The organism is Velocimicrobium porci (assembly GCF_009696045.1).
Taxonomy (GTDB): Bacteria; Bacillota; Clostridia; order Lachnospirales; family Lachnospiraceae; genus Velocimicrobium; species Velocimicrobium porci.
Map to the genome: position 1 here is coordinate 13,828 of NZ_VUMT01000026.1, position 15,857 is coordinate 29,684.

Consider the following 15,857-nt stretch of genomic DNA (forward strand, 5'->3'; position numbering starts at 1 on the left):
AGGAAAGATGAAGAAGACATATTTATTAACTAAGTTTTTTCGATGGATGTCGATATTAATTTTTGTGATAATAGCTACTTTGCTTTTTTTAAGAATTGTAGGGCAGACACAAGAACAACAGAGACAGGAAGGTAGAAAACAACTTGAGAATGCTTTGCATAAGGCAGTAATGACTTGCTATATAACGGAAGGTGTTTATCCTCCAACTGTTATGTACATAGAAAAAAATTACGGAATACAAATTGATGAGGACGAATATACGGTGTTTTATGAAGTATTTGCAGATAATATTATGCCGGAAATTACTGTACTGTTAAAAGAGTAAGGAGGAAAGTGATGAAAGACAAGGTAAAAAAGGCTCATATAGAGAGAATTTTTATATTCCTCTTATTTACTATTTTTGCAGGAGCTGTTGTAATCGTTCTTTCCTTTGGTGCAAACATTTATAAGAGTTTAGTTGAAAGAGATAACGCTGCTTATGAAAAACATTTAGGAACGGGTTATATAGCAGCTAAAATTCGTGGTAATGACAGAAAAGATGCGATTGCCATAGGCGGTTTTGTAAATGAAAAACAAGATGACGGAATAAAAACACTTCATATCTATGAAAAAATAGAAGGAGAATGGTATGATACAAGGATTTATTATTATGATGGAGCAATTCGGGAAGTATTTACATTCAGGGAAAATGAAATTGCTCCGGAAGATGGAACGGAAGTTATACCAGCAAAAGATATGAAGTTATCAGTTGAAGGCGCAAAAATTTTAATTTCCATAACAGATACTCATGGATATACTGATAAAATAGTTGTAGAAATGCGATCAAGGAAAGAGGTAAAGACGTGAGACGGGAAGGAAATAAACCATTTTTAACATTGATGGAACAATCAATTATGCTTTTGATATTTGCATTATCTGCAAGTATTTGTCTGCAGGCATTTGTTAAGGCAAATAATCTTTCTATACATACGGCACAACTTAAGGAAGCGGTATCAATGGCACAAACGGGAGCGGAATTGTTAAAGGGCAGTTGTGGAGATTTGGAAAAGGTATCTGAAATGCTAAAAGAACAAGGATATACGATTCAAAAAAACAAACAATGGATTTTGGTATATAACAAAGAACTTGTTATGAAGATAGCTGGAAAATTTGTAAAGATTAGTAATAGTAACGGAGAAGAGGTTTATGAATTAGAAGTACGATGGCAGGAGGATTTAGATGAAAAATGAAAAAGGAATACCATTCATTATGGTAGGTCCCAGCTCTGTTTTAACTATTTTTGCAGTTCTTTGCCTGATGATTTTTGCATTATTGGCTTTAGTTACAGCTAATATGGATGCAAAACTGGCGCAGAAGGAAGCGGATAGTGTACAGGCTTATTATCAGGCAGATAAACAGGCTGAGAAAATTTTTACACAGATACGAAAAGGAAAAAAGCCATCAGGAGTTACTTTTCAAAATGGAATTTATACCTATACTTGCCCTGTAACGAATGAAACAAGTATTCATGTTGAAATAGAAAAAACAAAGCAAAAGTATAGCGTTTTAGAGTGGAAACTTATGTATGTTGGCGATTGGGTACCAGAAGAATCTATAGATGTATGGGATGGAAATTTTGAGGACTAGGAGGAAAGCTTGGTGATATTATTAGAAGAAATATTGAGAAAAGCTGTAAATGATGGGGCATCAGACATTTTTATAATAGCAGGATCACCGCTAAGCTATAAGATTCAGGGAAGTATCGTTTCTATGCAGATGATAGAAAAATTACTTCCAGATAGCACAAGTGATTTAATTGAACAAATCTATAAAACTGCAAATCGTAGTGAAGAAAAATATAAGTCTAGCGGAGATGATGATTTTTCTTTTTCAATAGCTAATCTGGCAAGATTTCGAATTAATACTTATTGCCAGCGTGGTTCCAGGGCAGCAGTTATCCGGGTGATACCTTTTTCTATTCCGGATTATAGGGAACTTGGTATACCAAAGGAGGTTATGGAAATATCTGGTCTTTTTCACGGTATGGTATTGATTTCAGGAACTGCAGGAAGTGGAAAATCTACAACACAAGCTTGCATTATTGATGCAATTAATCAAAAACGCCAGGCACATGTGGTTACTTTGGAAGATCCAATCGAATATTTGCATCGAAACAATCAGAGTATCATTAGTCAGCGAGAAGTTTCCATTGATACGAAAAGTTACATATCTGGATTACGTGCTTGCTTAAGGCAGGCGCCGGATGTAATTCTTTTGGGAGAAATGAGAGATTCTGAAACAATACAAACAGCTATAACAGCAGCAGAAACAGGACATTTAGTCATTGCTACTTTGCATACAAAAGGAGCAGTGAATACGATTGACCGTATTATCGATAGTTTTCCTGCAAATCAACAGTTACAGGTAAGAATCCAGCTTTCTATGGTATTGGATTCTGTTATAAGCCAGCAATTGCTGCCGGCAATCAATGGAGGAATGGTTCCTGCAGTTGAGATTATGAAATCTACACCAGCGATACGAAATATGATTAGAGATAGTAAAGTATATCAGATTGAAAATGCAATACAAACTTCTAATAAATTGGGAATGTTATCTATGGATCAGTCTATTATGAACCTTTACAAAGAAAAAAGAATTACAGCGGATGTAGCATTAGAATATGCAGTAAATCAAGAGCAGATGAAACGAAAACTGGAATTAGAAAAATAGGAAAAAAGGAAGCTGTCGCTTCATGAAGTTTCATTCGTTAAAGCGACAGCCTCTTTTTAGGTTATCACCTATTTGGATTTTGAATTATAAAGGAATTAAAATAGTTACCTTAAAATTGCTATTTTCATTGGTACATTTTAAAGAACCATTGTATTTTTCAATAACCGAATATACATTAGGTAAGCCAAATCCATGTAAATTTTTGTTGCTTTTTGTAGTAGGTGGATATAATGCAAAATTGGAAGTTGCATTAGTGGAAGGGTTTGTAAGCTTTATAAATAAAAAATAGTGTATTTTTCTTATTGTAAGTATAATTGTTTTTTCACTTTCACACTGGCTTGTGGCCTCAATTGCATTATCTAAAAGATTAGATAAAATAGTACAAATATCATGAGAAAGTATCTGAGTATTAGCCGGAAATTCAACATTAATGTCAAATTTGATTCCCATAGCCTTTGCCTGTTCTAATTTACTGTTTATTATAATGTCTAATATGTCTAAACCAGTCCAAGAAATTCCAGATAGTTGTTTCACTGGACTGCTTATATTTTCTATATATGATTTGGCTTCATTAAATTTTTCGTTTTGAACTAACTGATATAGAATGTTTAAGTGATTATTAAAATCATGAAATAACTTTGCATTTTCTGTGTAAATAGAATTAATTTTCTTATAATTAATTTCTAATAGTTGATTTTGCATTTCCAGCATGTTTACTTTCTTTTTAATATTTGAATCCTTAGTATAAAAATAAAAGATTAAGGCAGTAGTTATTAATGTTAAAAGAAGTAAGAACCATGTAAAAGACTGCTTTATAGAATTGATAATCTCAATTCTTCTATATTCGAAGAGAAATCCGATTACAATAAGTATTAACCGCATGTATTTTCCTCCCAAAAAGAATTTAAACTGCCTTTTATGCTTTTAAGCCTTGTATGACTGACAGGAAGAAGGGTTCCATTTGAAAGTTGAATAGTGGAATCTTTTAAACGTAAAATATGTGCTAAGTTAACAATAGTTCCTCGATCAATGAAAATGAAATCATTAGAATCTATTTCTGAGAATACTTGGTTTAAACTTTTTCTTATTTGAGTCTTAGTGCCAGTTGAAAGTGTGAACAAGGAGTTTTTTCCATTGAGTTTTATATAAAGAATATCTTTATATAAAATTTTTTCCATTCGCCTTGGTGTATTGATAATGTAACATTTTTTGCTCTGCAGTTGAATCATCATAATGGCATCTTCCAACGCGTGTTCTAATCTTTTATTTAGATTTGCTTTAGGAACATATCGAAAGATAGAAAGTTCAAATGCATCAATGGCATACTTTAAATGTGATGTTATAAAAATAATGAGTGTATTAGGAAGATATTTTTTTATATAAGATGCAAGTGTCATACCATCTACATCTGGCATCTCAATATCTGTTAAGATGAGATCAAAGTATTTTTTTTCTTGAATATCGAATTGTAGAAGAATACTTTGACTATAAGTCGATATTCTGGCAAGAATTTTGTTATTTTTTAAATAGTTTGTTGTTCGTGTATATAAATCTTTTAATGTTTGTGAATTATCATCACAAATGGCAATCTGAAGCATTCTATTCCCTCCCCATAATTGAATCGCTAAAGGTATTATAGCAGATTTATAAATTATTTTAAATATCAAATATGTAGAATTTACCAGTTTAACATTGTGAAAAAAATTGTTTCGATATTTTGTTTTTTATCGTTCTGCTTTACAGGTATCATATCAATATATGACCATAAACTTATATTTTTATGGACAAGTTGAACAAAAATAAAAAACACGATATATAATTAAAGGTGAGAGACGAAAGAAAAGAAATTGGAATAGGAAAGGTTGTACAGATAGACTTTTATAATATGCAGGGGGATAGAAATGAAATTAGAATTAAATCAGTTGACAAAGAAATACAAAAACAATGTTGCTATTGAGCAAGTGAGTTTTACATTTTTTGCGGGGATATATGGAATACTGGGTGCAAATGGAGCGGGAAAGTCGACGTTGATGAAGATGATGAGTACAATTTTAGCTCCTACTGAGGGAAAGATACTATGGGAGGATAAAGATATTTTTGATGATACGACAGATTATAGAGGGGTTCTTGGGGTATTGCCACAAAATTTTGGATACTATGATGACTTTACGGTTAAGGCTTTTTTAGAATTTATGGCAGTGGTAAAGGGAGTTAAGAAAACTGACATAAAAGAAAGCATTCAATATGTTTTAAAAGCTACGAATCTGCAAAAAAAAGCTAAGGAAAAAATGAAGTCTTTATCAGGTGGAATGAAGCAGAGAGTTGGAATTGCACAAGCTTTAATCAATGATCCTAAAATATTAATTTTAGATGAGCCGACAGTAGGATTGGATCCGGAAGAAAGAGGACGGTTTCGTCAAATTTTAGCTTCAATAGGAAGGGATAGGATTGTAATATTATCTACCCATATTGTTCAGGATGTAGAATATGTGGCGGATAAACTTCTTATATTGAAAGAAGGAAAGATATTACATGAGGGAAAATTAGAGGAAATTTTAAGTGCAATAGATGGAAAGGTATGGGAATGTGAAACAATAACAATTGATAAGAATAAGGTGATTTTGTGTAATACAAGATTTGATAATGGGCATTATTTGAATCGCGTGATTTCTGATACATCTCCGTCAAGGGAGGCAAAAATAGTAAAACCAACTTTAGATGATTTATATTTGTATTATTTTAACGATGAAACAAAAGCGGAAGAAGATAATTGAAAAAAATTGGAAGCTTATTAGAAGTAATTTAAAATATATTAGAAAGGATAAGAAGAATAGTCAAACTCTAAAATATTCAATTTCAATTAAGTTGAAGTTTAGAGTGACAATGTTATAGATGGTGTGTTTATGAAAGATTTAATTAAAATCGAATTAAAAAAAATAATAAATCGGAAGGCAATATTTATTACATTTTTATTTATGTTAGCAATAAATATTGTATATTTTATTCTCTTTGATTATTGGTGGAATGATACATATATTCTGGAAGATGGTGGTACATCAATAGAAGCAGTGAAAGGGAAAGAAGCGATAGATATTGATAGAAAAATTGGTCAGTCTTTTTCGGGAATTCTAGATGAAAAGCAAGCAAAAGAGATTAATCATAGACTGGATGAAATCGAAAAAAAATACTCTGGTTATGGAGAAAATCAAAGATTTTTATTAATGAATAAATATCGAAATCAAAGAGCATTAGTAGAAAGGTATCAAAAAGATTATAAAAGCCTGGAAAATATAAAAATAGGGTATTGTACCGGATGGAGTAAATTTGTTATTGGTTTTTCTAATGTAATAACAATATGTTTGGGTGGTTTGATAATTGTTGGAGCTGCTAATATTTTTGTAGAGGAACGCAGTAAAAAAATGAATTATCTTATCGGAGCCAGCAAATATGGGAGAAATAAATTAGTTACTGCTAAGTTTATTTCTATGTATTTATATATTGCGTTTATCTATATTATATTATTTGTATTTAATTTGTTATTGTATGGAGCTGTTTATGGATTTGAGGAAGCCGATTGTGATATTCAATCTTCATTCATTTTTGTAAATTCTAATTATAAAATTAAATTCAGTCAATTAATTATTATAATGTTTATTCTTGGAATTATCAGTTGTGTTACATTGGGAAGTTGCATTTTGGCAATTTCGGCAAGATTATCTAATACATCTTCTGTTATGATTGCATCTGTATTAGTGGTATTTGCACCAGTGTTTTTTGACTTTTCCAGTTCTTTACCTAATGTTCAAAAATTGATTGAAATTATGCCGATTTATTTGTTAAATATCAAAGAAATGTTTATGAATACTACTCTATATTTTGGGAAAAAATTACAAATCCCGCTTGGTATAAGTCTTTCACTTTTATTGAGTGCAATTATATGGGTTTGGGTTCATCGTTATTTAAAGAAAAATGAAGTATGGAGCTCTTAAAATAAAAGATTAGAAATGTGCATTAGTTAGCAATACAGAATTTTATTTGTGCATTGCTAACTAATGTATTATTTTCTTATTGTTAAATAGATTTAGTAAAAATATAATGTATTTAAAATTTATTTTTCTATTGATCTTACTTGTTTAAGAAGATTTTGAAATAAGTATTGCGGCAGTTAAAATTTGTACTGTAAAGGAATATTCTAAGATTAATTTTGAAAAAAATAAATTTATCGCTTGACATTAAGAAGGTTCTGTTATAAAATAATATACGTTGTGAGAGAGCAGTGATTTACAACGGGTAAGCCCAGATAGCTCAGTCGGTAGAGCAGAGGACTGAAAATCCTCGTGTCACTGGTTCGATTCCGGTTCTGGGCATTTGAAAGGATTACAATTTTATATCAGAATATTTATACATGCGGGTGTAGTTCAATGGTAGAACACTAGCCTTCCAAGCTAGATACGTGGGTTCGATTCCCATCACCCGCTTTTTTGCTGTACAATTTTATCGGTTTTAGACTAAGTGAATTGAAGAAAGGGTGTTTTGTTTATCATGAAAATATTACTTGTAGCAGTAAATGCAAAATATATACATTCGAATCTTGCAGTATATAGTTTACGAGGATTTAATCAAGAGAACAAAGATAAAATAGAAATTGTAGAATATACAATAAATAATCAGATGGAGGATATTTTACAGGGAATTTATAAGAAAAAGCCGGATGTAATTGCGTTTTCCTGTTATATCTGGAACATTGAGATGATTCACAGAGTCGCAAGAGAATTAAGAAAAGTATTACCTGAAGTTCCAATTTGGTTTGGAGGTCCGGAAGTTTCTTATAATCCGGAAGAACAATTGCAGTTTAGATCATATCTTACGGGAATTATGGTAGGTGAAGGAGAAGAAACATTTAAAGAATTAGTTAACTTTTATATTGGCAGAGAAGCCGGTGAAAAGGAACACTCTCTTTCGAGTATAGCCGGTATTGTATTTCGTGATTGTGATTCGATTGTAGTGAATCAAAAAAGAGCTCCGCTTCCTTTAAGTCAAATTCCTTTTCCATATGAAGATATGGAGGGAATGGAGCATAAGATTATTTATTATGAATCAAGCAGAGGCTGTCCATATTCCTGCAGTTACTGTCTTTCCTCTATTGATAAAGGCATACGGTTAAGAGATATTGAATTGGTAAAAAAGGAGCTTCAGTATTTTATTGATCATAATGTTCCACAGGTAAAATTTATAGATCGTACATTTAATTGCAATCATGAACATGCGATGGCTGTTTGGCAGTATATTTATGAACATGATAATGGAATTACCAATTTTCATTTTGAGATTTCTGCAGACTTACTAAGAGAAGATGAGATACAGCTGATTCGAAAATTTCGCAAAGGTTTAATTCAGCTGGAAATTGGCGTTCAGTCAATTAATCCGGAAACAATTTCTGCAATTCATCGAAAAATGAACTTAGATAAGTTAGCCTACGCTGTAACTGAGGTTCATAAAGGAGAAAATATTCATCAACATCTTGATTTGATAGCAGGTCTTCCATATGAAGATTATAATTCTTTTCGAAAGTCATTTAATTATGTTTATGAATTGAAACCAGATCAGCTTCAGCTTGGATTTTTAAAAGTATTAAAAGGTTCCTGCATGATGGAAGAGAGTGAAAAATATGGGATCGTATATCAGGACGAAGCTCCTTATGAGGTATTATTTACAAAATGGCTTCCATATTCGAAAACGATGGAGCTGAAAAAAGTGGAAGAAATGGTCGAAGTATATTATAATAGTGGACAATTTACTATGACAATTCCATATTTGCTTCATTTTTTTGAAACGCCATTTGACTTTTATAAGAAATTAGGGGATTATTACGAGGCAGAAGGATTGGATTTGGTTAGTCATTCCCGAATCGGAAGATATGAGATTTTGCGAGAGTTTTGCATTCAGAATCAAATTGGAGAGGTAAAAACGGTAGAGGAGTTAATGGTATATGATCTGTATATAAGGGAGAATATGAAAAGTACTCCGCCATTTGCAATACAGACAAAAGTGGAGAAAGAGTGGATACAAAACTTCTATAGAGAGGAAGAAAAACTTCATCGGCTTCTTCCAGAGTACAAGGAATATAATCATAAGCAGATTAGCAGAATGACACATATAGAGCATTTTTCGGTCAATTTAGAAAAAGCGGTGACAGAAGGAATTACAGAGAAAAAACAGGAATACATTTTGTTTTTCTACAAAAACCGTAATCCGCTTAATAATCAGGGAAATGTAGTTCGAATAACAGAAAATTTTTAATATTATTGCGATTTATATGGGGGCTTTTTTTCTCTCATTCTATATTTTAAAGGGGTACAACTATAAGTTTTTTGAAACTTTTTAATAAAACTTGCAGAGTAGTCATAGCCGACTTCATGTGCAATTTCTGCAACAGATTTTTCTGTAGTGCATAGTAGGACAGCAGCAAGTGACATTTTTAGAGAAGCAGTGTACTCTCCTATTGTCATATGGTAATAATAGGAGAAACCTGCTTTTAATTTTTGGGAATTAATTAGTAGTTGTCTGCTCAATGCCTCAATTGTCGGTGGATGAATAAACTGTTCTGTCAAAATATCATGAGCCTTTTGAATACTTTTGAAATCTTCTTCCGTAAAGTTAAGTTTCTTTTTTTTCCCAATTGTAACACTTCCATAGTTAATTTGTCTTGAAAAGCCATTTTGCCCATCTGGTGTTTCGGTTTCTTTAATTGCACCCATACATTCAAGAACTGCTGCTTCTAAATGCAAAGCGTTAAGAGAATCTGTCTGATCAAGATGAATCATTCTGGAAACGATGGGTAAAATATCAGATGGAAGATAGTAATAAGTCTGATTTTCTATAAAATAATTAAATATGGAAAAGTTAGAAAAGCGGTTGGAAAGTTCTTCAAAAAATGCAGGATAGATTGTTATTTCAGCACCATAAAAATGCTGCCCTTTTTTCCAAAGCTGTTTCCCACAGATTCCTTTTTCAAAAACAAGAAAAGTGGATGGCATAAAGGAAGAGACTGGCTGCTTTTCTAATTGATAGCTTGTTATTCCATCGTAAACAATGCCCAAACGTAAAATAGGGTTTGAATTATTAAATTGAATTTCAAATCCTTGTGGAATTGTATAGTCTGCAACTCCAAAATCATAAAATCCTGTTCTCTCATAAAGACGATAAAATCCATATTCCGGATGAAATTTATTTTCATAAAGGATATAATTTTTCTTTTTTGTTGGTTGAAACCCAAGCTCTTTTAAAATAATATTGCGAAATTCTTTGGGTTGATTTGAAAAGTACATAATTACCTCCTGATGTTAAGATTTTTTTATTATAGACGATTGCTCGTTTATATACAACAAATAATTAAAGTGGGTGTTAAAATAGTTAAAAAAGGTGATTGTGTTGCAAGGAAGAAGATGCTTTGTTATAATGCGAACTGTAGTTAGTTTAGACTAACATAAATACAAAAAAGGAGATAAATCAATGAAAAAAATATCAATTTTATTTATAATTGCAATATTTGCATTTGGAATTTTAGTGGGATGTCAAAGTTCCGCAAGCCAGTCAGCGGATGGGAATTCTGAAGCTACAAAAAATACTGCAGAAGAATCTACCGCAGAAAACAAAACAGATATAGAGAAAACGATTACAGTTACAGATGCCAGAGGGGAAGTTGAAATTCCGGCAAATCCTAAAAAAATCGTAGATTTAAGTGGGAATAGTGATATTCTATCTGTACTTGGGTATTCTGTTGTAGGAACTGCCAATTCAGATGCCTATGATTATACAAAGTTTCCTTCTTATTTGGAGAAAACTTTGAAAGGGGCTAAAATCTTAGGATATAGTATGCAGGATACAATGGACATTGAAGGCATTTTGGAATTAGAGCCAGATTTAATTATTATTTCCAGTGTACAGGAAAAAATGTATGACCAGTTAAAAGAAGTTGCACCGACTGTAATGGTTGAATTAGCACAGATTAATTGGAAAGATGATATTAATGCATTTGCAAAGATAATGGATAAAGAAGAAAAAGCAAGTAAATGGCTAAAGGAATATGAAACAAAGGCGCAGGAAAAGGGTAAAGAAATAAAAGAAAAGTATGGTGAGAATACTACTTATCTGGCAATGTTAGCCAGTGGTGGACAGTTATATGTTTTTGACTCTGCAGGTATTGGAAGCATCTTGTATGAAGATATGGGATTGAAGAAACCAGAAAATATGCCGGAACAGGAGAATATCAGCCTTCCGGTTATTACCTATGAAGGTCTTGCAGAAATTGATGCGGATTATATGGTGATTGTTGGTACAGATGAGGATATGAGTAGTCTTAAGAAAAACAGCATTTATAAAAATATGCGTGCAGTAAAAGATGAGAACGTAATTGAATTACCTTCCAGTCCATACTTTAATATGGGTTATAGCTGCATAGGAAGAAATCTCTTTTTAGATGAATTTTTCTCTTTGATGGAAAAATGATTTTGTAAAAAGTAAGTGGAGAATGAATATGAAAGTGAAGCTTAAAATAATAACAGTAGCAGGTGTGCTACTGTTATTTGTCGGTATGTTTGCATCAATCCATATTGGTGCAAAAAATATTTCAGCAGAAGAAATATATCATGCTTTTTTTCAATATGAAGATACGCTGAATGACCAGTTAGTTCGGAATATTAGGCTGCCAAGAATGTTATGTGGTGTTTTGACAGGTGGTATGTTAGCATTGACAGGAACTATGATGCAGGGAGTATTGAGAAATCCTATTGCAGAGCCTTCTATTATGGGAGTTACACAAGGTGCAACACTGGCAGTTGCAATTTCTTCGGTTACGTTTATTGTAGGAGGAACTTATGGAAATTTCTTAATGTCACTTTTAGGAGCTTTTATCAGTGGAGGTTTAATTTTAGCATTTACAATGTGCCGTGCCTCCAACCAAAGCGTTTCCCGAATCCTTTTAGCGGGGACAGCAATGAGTACATTTTTCTTATCTTTAGCTTCTGTTGTTGCACTTTTAGGAAATCGCTCACAAGAGCTGGCATTTTGGGTAGCAGGAGGATTAAGACAGGCAGGTTGGATACAAGTGGGAATTTTGAGTGGAGTGGGAGGTATTTTTAGTATTGCCGCTATTTTTTTGTCTAAAAAAATTAATTTAATTAGCTTAGGAGATGAAGTGGCGATAGGTCTTGGCGTTTCGCCGAAAAAAGTGAAAATTCATACAATTTTATACTTAATTCCAATTTGTGCAGTATGTGTTGCTACGGCAGGAAATATTGGATTTATTGGATTGTTTGTTCCTCATATTATTCGTAAATGGATTGGAAACGATTATCGGAATCTGATGCCATTATCTTTTTTATATGGAAGTGTGATTTTAGTTTTTGCGGATATTGCAGCACGAACAATATCCGCTCCATATGAGCTTCCGGTTGGCCTATTTACAGCGTGTATAGGAGTTCCTGTTTTCTTATTGCTTGTTCGAAAGGAGAAAAGTTAAATAATGAAACATAAAAATAAGGTTTTCACATTTATTTGTATTATCTTTCTTCTTATTACCGTATTATTAGCGCTCATGATTGGAAGCTACCAAATGACCCCAAATGAGGTATTACAGACTTTTTTAGGAAATGGAAGTAAGCTTCAAAATTTTACAATATTTCAAATTCGTCTTCCGAGGACCGTACTTGCGATTATTGTAGCGACAGCACTTGGTATATCAGGCAGTGTATTACAGGGAATAACAAGAAATCCTTTGGCAGAACCGGGAATGATTGGTATTAACGCAGGAGCAGCACTTGGAGTTGTATTATGGATTTCATCTGGAACAAGTGCTTATTATTCGGCATTGCCAATATCAACTGTCATATTTTTACCATTAATCGCTATGGTCGGTAGCTTGGTTTCTGTTACATTTATCTATTTTTTTGCTTATAAAAAAGGAATTAGTCCTGTAAGGTTTATTCTTACAGGTGTAGGTGTCAATGCGGGAATTTCAGCAATTATTTCGTTTTATCAATTGAATATGTCAAAAGGAGATTATAATCAGGTGTTGACATGGACAAATGGAAGTTTGTGGGGAAGTAATTGGAACTATATTTTATTGACAGCTCCAATTATTTTTGGGCTTGCAATCCTTATATTGATTAGAAGCAGAGTATTAGATGTTCTCAGTCTTGGAGATGAATTGGCAACCGGGCTTGGTGTTCAGGTACAAAAAGAAATACTGTTTTTCTTAATTACGGCTTCTTTTTTAGCAGCAATTGCCACATCGGTAGCAGGAAATATAGCGTTTATTGGTTTGCTTGGACCTAAACTGGCAGAGAAGGTGTTAGGGGGCAATTATCGTACAAGACTTCCGTTTGCAGCAGGGATTAGTGCTATTATTCTTGTACTCGCAGATACAGTTTCACGAAATTTATTTGCACCAATTGAGATTCCGGTTGGAATTATTGTATCAATTTTGGGCGTGCCATATTTTATTTATTTGATGATAAAAGAAAAATAGGAGGTTTTAAAAGTGGGAATCGAAATAAAAAATCTGCAGGCGGCATATGAGGATAGAGTTGTTATTCCCTGTGCCAACCTTACGATACCGGAAGAAAAAATTACGATGATGATTGGGCAAAATGGGTGTGGAAAATCTACCTTATTGAAATCAATTGCACGGATTATTCCAATAAAAAAAGGAGAGATTTTTTTAGATGGGATAAGCACAAAAAGTATATCATCTAAAATGCTTGCAAAGAAACTTGCAGTTTTACCCCAGAGTCCGATAGTTCCGGAAGGAATAACAGTAAAAAATCTCGTGGGATTTGGAAGATTTCCATACCAAAAAGCGTTGTCTGGTCTTACGAAAGAAGATTATGAAATAATAGAATGGGCGATGAATAAAACTGGTGTATATGAGTTGAGAGAACGTAAAGTAGAGGAATTGTCAGGAGGGCAGAGACAGCGGGTCTGGATTTCGCTTGCTTTGGCACAGCGGACAGAGATTTTATTATTAGATGAACCAACTACTTATTTAGATATGGCACACCAGCTGGAGATATTAGAACTGCTTCAAAAATTAAATGAAGAGGAGAAAACAACAATTGTTGTAGTAATTCATGAATTAAATCATGCTTCCAAATTTGCAGATTATGTGGTTGGAATGAAACAAGGGGAAATTTTATTTAAAGGAGCTCCAAAAGATGTAATTTGTGAGGAAAATTTACGAGAGTTATATGAGATAGAAGCAGTATTGATGAAAAATGAAACGAAAGGCTATCCTGTGTGTGTAGATTATTCTTTGCTTCGATAATTGTTTTTTTAAAATTTGCTTTAGCTTCTCGAACTATGAAAATGTTGTGTTAGATTATATTGTTGCGATATAATAAAGAAAATTGATTATTCAATTAACTGTAAATTTGTAATAAAAAATTATGTGCCATATGTAAATAGATAGAAGGAGTGCAAAATAAGATGGTAAAGAGGGTTACAAAAACTGAGCGGGAGAGAGTACAAAAAATATTAGATTTGTTAGATGAACATTATACAAGGGAATATAAATGTTATTTGAATTACGAAACACCGTGGCAGTTGTTGATTGCAGTTATTTTAAGTGCCCAGTGTACGGATGCGAGGGTGAATATAGTAACAAAGGATTTGTTTCAGAAATACCATACGGTTGAAGCATTTGCAAACGCAGAACAAAAAGAGTTAGAGAATGATATTCATTCGACAGGTTTCTATAAAAATAAGGCGAAGAATATTATTTTATGTGCAAAACGGCTGATTGAAGTGTATGGTGGTGAAGTTCCAAGAACGCTTGAGGAGTTGACCAGCCTTGCGGGAGTTGGAAGAAAGACTGCGAATGTCATTCGGGGAAATATATATAATGAACCAAGCATTGTTGTAGATACTCATGTTAAGCGGATATCAAGAAAGTTAGGGTTTACGAAAGAAGAAGACCCTGAAAAAATAGAGTATGATTTGATGAAAGTACTTCCAAAAGAGCATTGGATTTTATATAATATTCAAATTATTACGCATGGACGTGGTTTGTGTACTGCCAGAAATCCAAAATGTGAAGAATGTTTCTTGCGGGAATTGTGTAAAGAAAAGTAAGATTATGATGCCTTCAAAGTAGATTTTGGCAACCTCTATGACGGAAATATCTGGTAGTTTAACTTCAAGAAATATTATGTTTTAAAGACCAATTTGATAAACAAAATTTTAATTCATGGATAATTTGTAAAAATGGGAAAATTTAGCGGTTGAATTGTAACGACAAAAGCGTTACAATGAAAGAAACAAGGAGGTGTTATCATGGAAAAAACAGCAACATTGAACTTAAGAGTAAATCCGACTGTCAAAGAACGGGCAGAGAAAGTGTTGTCTCAGTTAGGTGTTCCGATGTCGACAGCAATTGATATGTACTTGAATCAGATTTCCCTTACAGGTGGAATTCCATTTTCTGTTTCTTTACCAAAGGCACCAGTATCCATTCATGCAGAGGTCATGACAACGGAAGAAATCCATCAAAAACTGGAAAAGGGATACAATGACATAGCGGCAGGAAGAGTACAGAATGCAGCGGAGGCATTTGCAAAATTTAGGGAGAATCATTGATATGAAACGATATACGGTGGAGATTACGAATGAAGCCTTGGCTGATATGGATCAGCTCTATAACCATATCGCTTATGTCCTTCAGGCACCGGAAAATGCAATAGATCAGTATAATCGGATTGCAGATGCCATTTTGACATTGGACACTTTGGCTGAACGAATCCGCATTATGGAGTCAGAACCAGAACGGAGTAAAGAGATGAGACGATTGTTGGTAGACAATTATTCCGTTTTTTATGTAATCCAAGGAGATAAAGTGATTGTAACGGGTGTATTGTATAGTGCATCAGATATTGAAAACCGATTAAAAGGTTAGCAGATGAAAATGAAATATTGAACATTAGACAGGATATGTTCCCGTAAAAAGGAAGGTATCCTGTCTTTTTTGCTTTATAGGAAAGTTCGACTTTCGTTAAACGCTTGGATGAAAATAGCCCGCACAAAGGCGGGCATGGGAAATAGACGACACTGTTTAGAAGATATAAAAACCTTCTACACCAGCCTCATCGGCGAAT

Annotated in this window: 18 protein-coding genes and 2 tRNA genes; 17 read left to right on the plus strand and 3 right to left on the minus strand. The window is 33.1% G+C overall.

The window, feature by feature from the left end:
• Window positions 1-7 precede the first annotated feature (7 nt).
• From FYJ58_RS12740 to FYJ58_RS12760, 5 genes are read left to right on the plus strand one after another with little or no spacing between them, the layout of a single operon-like run.
• Complete coding sequence (locus FYJ58_RS12740; protein ID WP_154520105.1) at window positions 8-325, plus strand: hypothetical protein; 318 nt, start codon at window positions 8-10, stop codon at window positions 323-325.
• An 11-nt stretch (window positions 326-336) separates the two neighbouring features.
• The gene (locus tag FYJ58_RS12745) at window positions 337-846 is read left to right on the plus strand and encodes a DUF4860 domain-containing protein (RefSeq protein WP_154520106.1); all 510 of its coding nucleotides are present in this window, start codon (window positions 337-339) and stop codon (window positions 844-846) included.
• Window positions 843-1,229, plus strand: coding sequence for a hypothetical protein (locus FYJ58_RS12750; RefSeq protein ID WP_154520107.1), 387 nt, complete (start codon window positions 843-845; stop codon window positions 1,227-1,229). The genes FYJ58_RS12745 and FYJ58_RS12750 overlap by 4 nt, the downstream gene beginning before the upstream one ends.
• A complete protein-coding gene (locus tag FYJ58_RS12755) occupies window positions 1,219-1,626 on the plus strand; it encodes a hypothetical protein (RefSeq protein WP_154520108.1) in 408 nt (135 codons plus the stop codon). The genes FYJ58_RS12750 and FYJ58_RS12755 overlap by 11 nt, the downstream gene beginning before the upstream one ends.
• A 15-nt stretch (window positions 1,627-1,641) precedes the next feature.
• On the plus strand, window positions 1,642-2,709 hold the full coding sequence (locus FYJ58_RS12760) for a type IV pilus twitching motility protein PilT (protein WP_328597858.1): 1,068 nt from the start codon (window positions 1,642-1,644) through the stop codon (window positions 2,707-2,709).
• An 84-nt stretch (window positions 2,710-2,793) separates the two neighbouring features.
• On the opposite strand, the gene FYJ58_RS12765 is transcribed toward FYJ58_RS12760, so the two are convergent.
• Complete coding sequence (locus FYJ58_RS12765; RefSeq protein WP_154520110.1) at window positions 2,794-3,591, minus strand: sensor histidine kinase; 798 nt, start codon at window positions 3,589-3,591, stop codon at window positions 2,794-2,796.
• Window positions 3,582-4,307, minus strand: coding sequence for a LytR/AlgR family response regulator transcription factor (locus FYJ58_RS12770; protein WP_154520111.1), 726 nt, complete (start codon window positions 4,305-4,307; stop codon window positions 3,582-3,584). Before FYJ58_RS12770 ends, FYJ58_RS12765 begins: the two co-directional genes overlap by 10 nt.
• 303 nt (window positions 4,308-4,610) lie before the next feature.
• On the opposite strand from FYJ58_RS12770, the gene FYJ58_RS12775 reads away from it, so the two are divergent.
• The 5 genes from FYJ58_RS12775 (at window position 4,611) to FYJ58_RS12795 (ending at window position 9,009) form a co-directional block, all read left to right on the plus strand.
• A complete protein-coding gene (locus FYJ58_RS12775; protein WP_154520112.1) occupies window positions 4,611-5,483 on the plus strand; it encodes an ABC transporter ATP-binding protein in 873 nt (290 codons plus the stop codon).
• Between the two features lie 129 nt (window positions 5,484-5,612).
• Complete coding sequence (locus tag FYJ58_RS12780) at window positions 5,613-6,698, plus strand: hypothetical protein (protein ID WP_154520113.1); 1,086 nt, start codon at window positions 5,613-5,615, stop codon at window positions 6,696-6,698.
• Window positions 6,699-7,003: 305 nt separating this feature from the next.
• A tRNA-Phe gene (locus FYJ58_RS12785) sits at window positions 7,004-7,076 on the plus strand.
• Between the two features lie 40 nt (window positions 7,077-7,116).
• Window positions 7,117-7,187: transfer RNA gene (locus FYJ58_RS12790), tRNA-Gly, on the plus strand.
• 64 nt (window positions 7,188-7,251) lie between these two features.
• On the plus strand, window positions 7,252-9,009 hold the full coding sequence (locus FYJ58_RS12795; RefSeq protein WP_154520114.1) for a B12-binding domain-containing radical SAM protein: 1,758 nt from the start codon (window positions 7,252-7,254) through the stop codon (window positions 9,007-9,009).
• Window positions 9,010-9,011: 2 nt separating this feature from the next.
• Here the strand turns inward: FYJ58_RS12795 and FYJ58_RS12800 are convergent, their stop codons facing one another.
• Window positions 9,012-10,037, minus strand: a complete 1,026-nt coding sequence (locus FYJ58_RS12800) for a helix-turn-helix transcriptional regulator (protein WP_154520115.1) — start codon at window positions 10,035-10,037, stop codon at window positions 9,012-9,014.
• Window positions 10,038-10,221: 184 nt separating this feature from the next.
• Between FYJ58_RS12800 and FYJ58_RS12805 the strand changes: the two genes are divergently transcribed.
• The 7 genes from FYJ58_RS12805 (at window position 10,222) to FYJ58_RS12835 (ending at window position 15,658) form a co-directional block, all read left to right on the plus strand.
• Window positions 10,222-11,217: an ABC transporter substrate-binding protein gene (locus tag FYJ58_RS12805; protein ID WP_154520116.1), complete on the plus strand. Its 996-nt coding sequence runs from the start codon at window positions 10,222-10,224 to the stop codon at window positions 11,215-11,217.
• A 28-nt stretch (window positions 11,218-11,245) separates the two neighbouring features.
• Entirely contained in the window at window positions 11,246-12,229 is a 984-nt protein-coding gene (locus FYJ58_RS12810; RefSeq protein WP_154520117.1) for a FecCD family ABC transporter permease, read from the plus strand.
• A 3-nt stretch (window positions 12,230-12,232) separates the two neighbouring features.
• On the plus strand, window positions 12,233-13,237 hold the full coding sequence (locus FYJ58_RS12815; RefSeq protein ID WP_154520118.1) for a FecCD family ABC transporter permease: 1,005 nt from the start codon (window positions 12,233-12,235) through the stop codon (window positions 13,235-13,237).
• Window positions 13,238-13,249: 12 nt separating this feature from the next.
• Entirely contained in the window at window positions 13,250-14,032 is a 783-nt protein-coding gene (locus FYJ58_RS12820) for an ABC transporter ATP-binding protein (protein ID WP_328597857.1), read from the plus strand.
• Between the two features lie 161 nt (window positions 14,033-14,193).
• On the plus strand, window positions 14,194-14,838 hold the full coding sequence (nth, locus tag FYJ58_RS12825) for an endonuclease III (RefSeq protein ID WP_154520119.1): 645 nt from the start codon (window positions 14,194-14,196) through the stop codon (window positions 14,836-14,838).
• A 201-nt stretch (window positions 14,839-15,039) separates the two neighbouring features.
• Window positions 15,040-15,342: a type II toxin-antitoxin system RelB/DinJ family antitoxin gene (locus tag FYJ58_RS12830; protein ID WP_154520120.1), complete on the plus strand. Its 303-nt coding sequence runs from the start codon at window positions 15,040-15,042 to the stop codon at window positions 15,340-15,342.
• 1 nt (window position 15,343) lies between these two features.
• Window positions 15,344-15,658 (plus strand): type II toxin-antitoxin system RelE/ParE family toxin, encoded by a 315-nt coding sequence (locus FYJ58_RS12835; protein WP_154520121.1) that lies wholly within the window; start codon window positions 15,344-15,346, stop codon window positions 15,656-15,658.
• The last annotated feature ends 199 nt before the right edge of the window (window positions 15,659-15,857 follow it).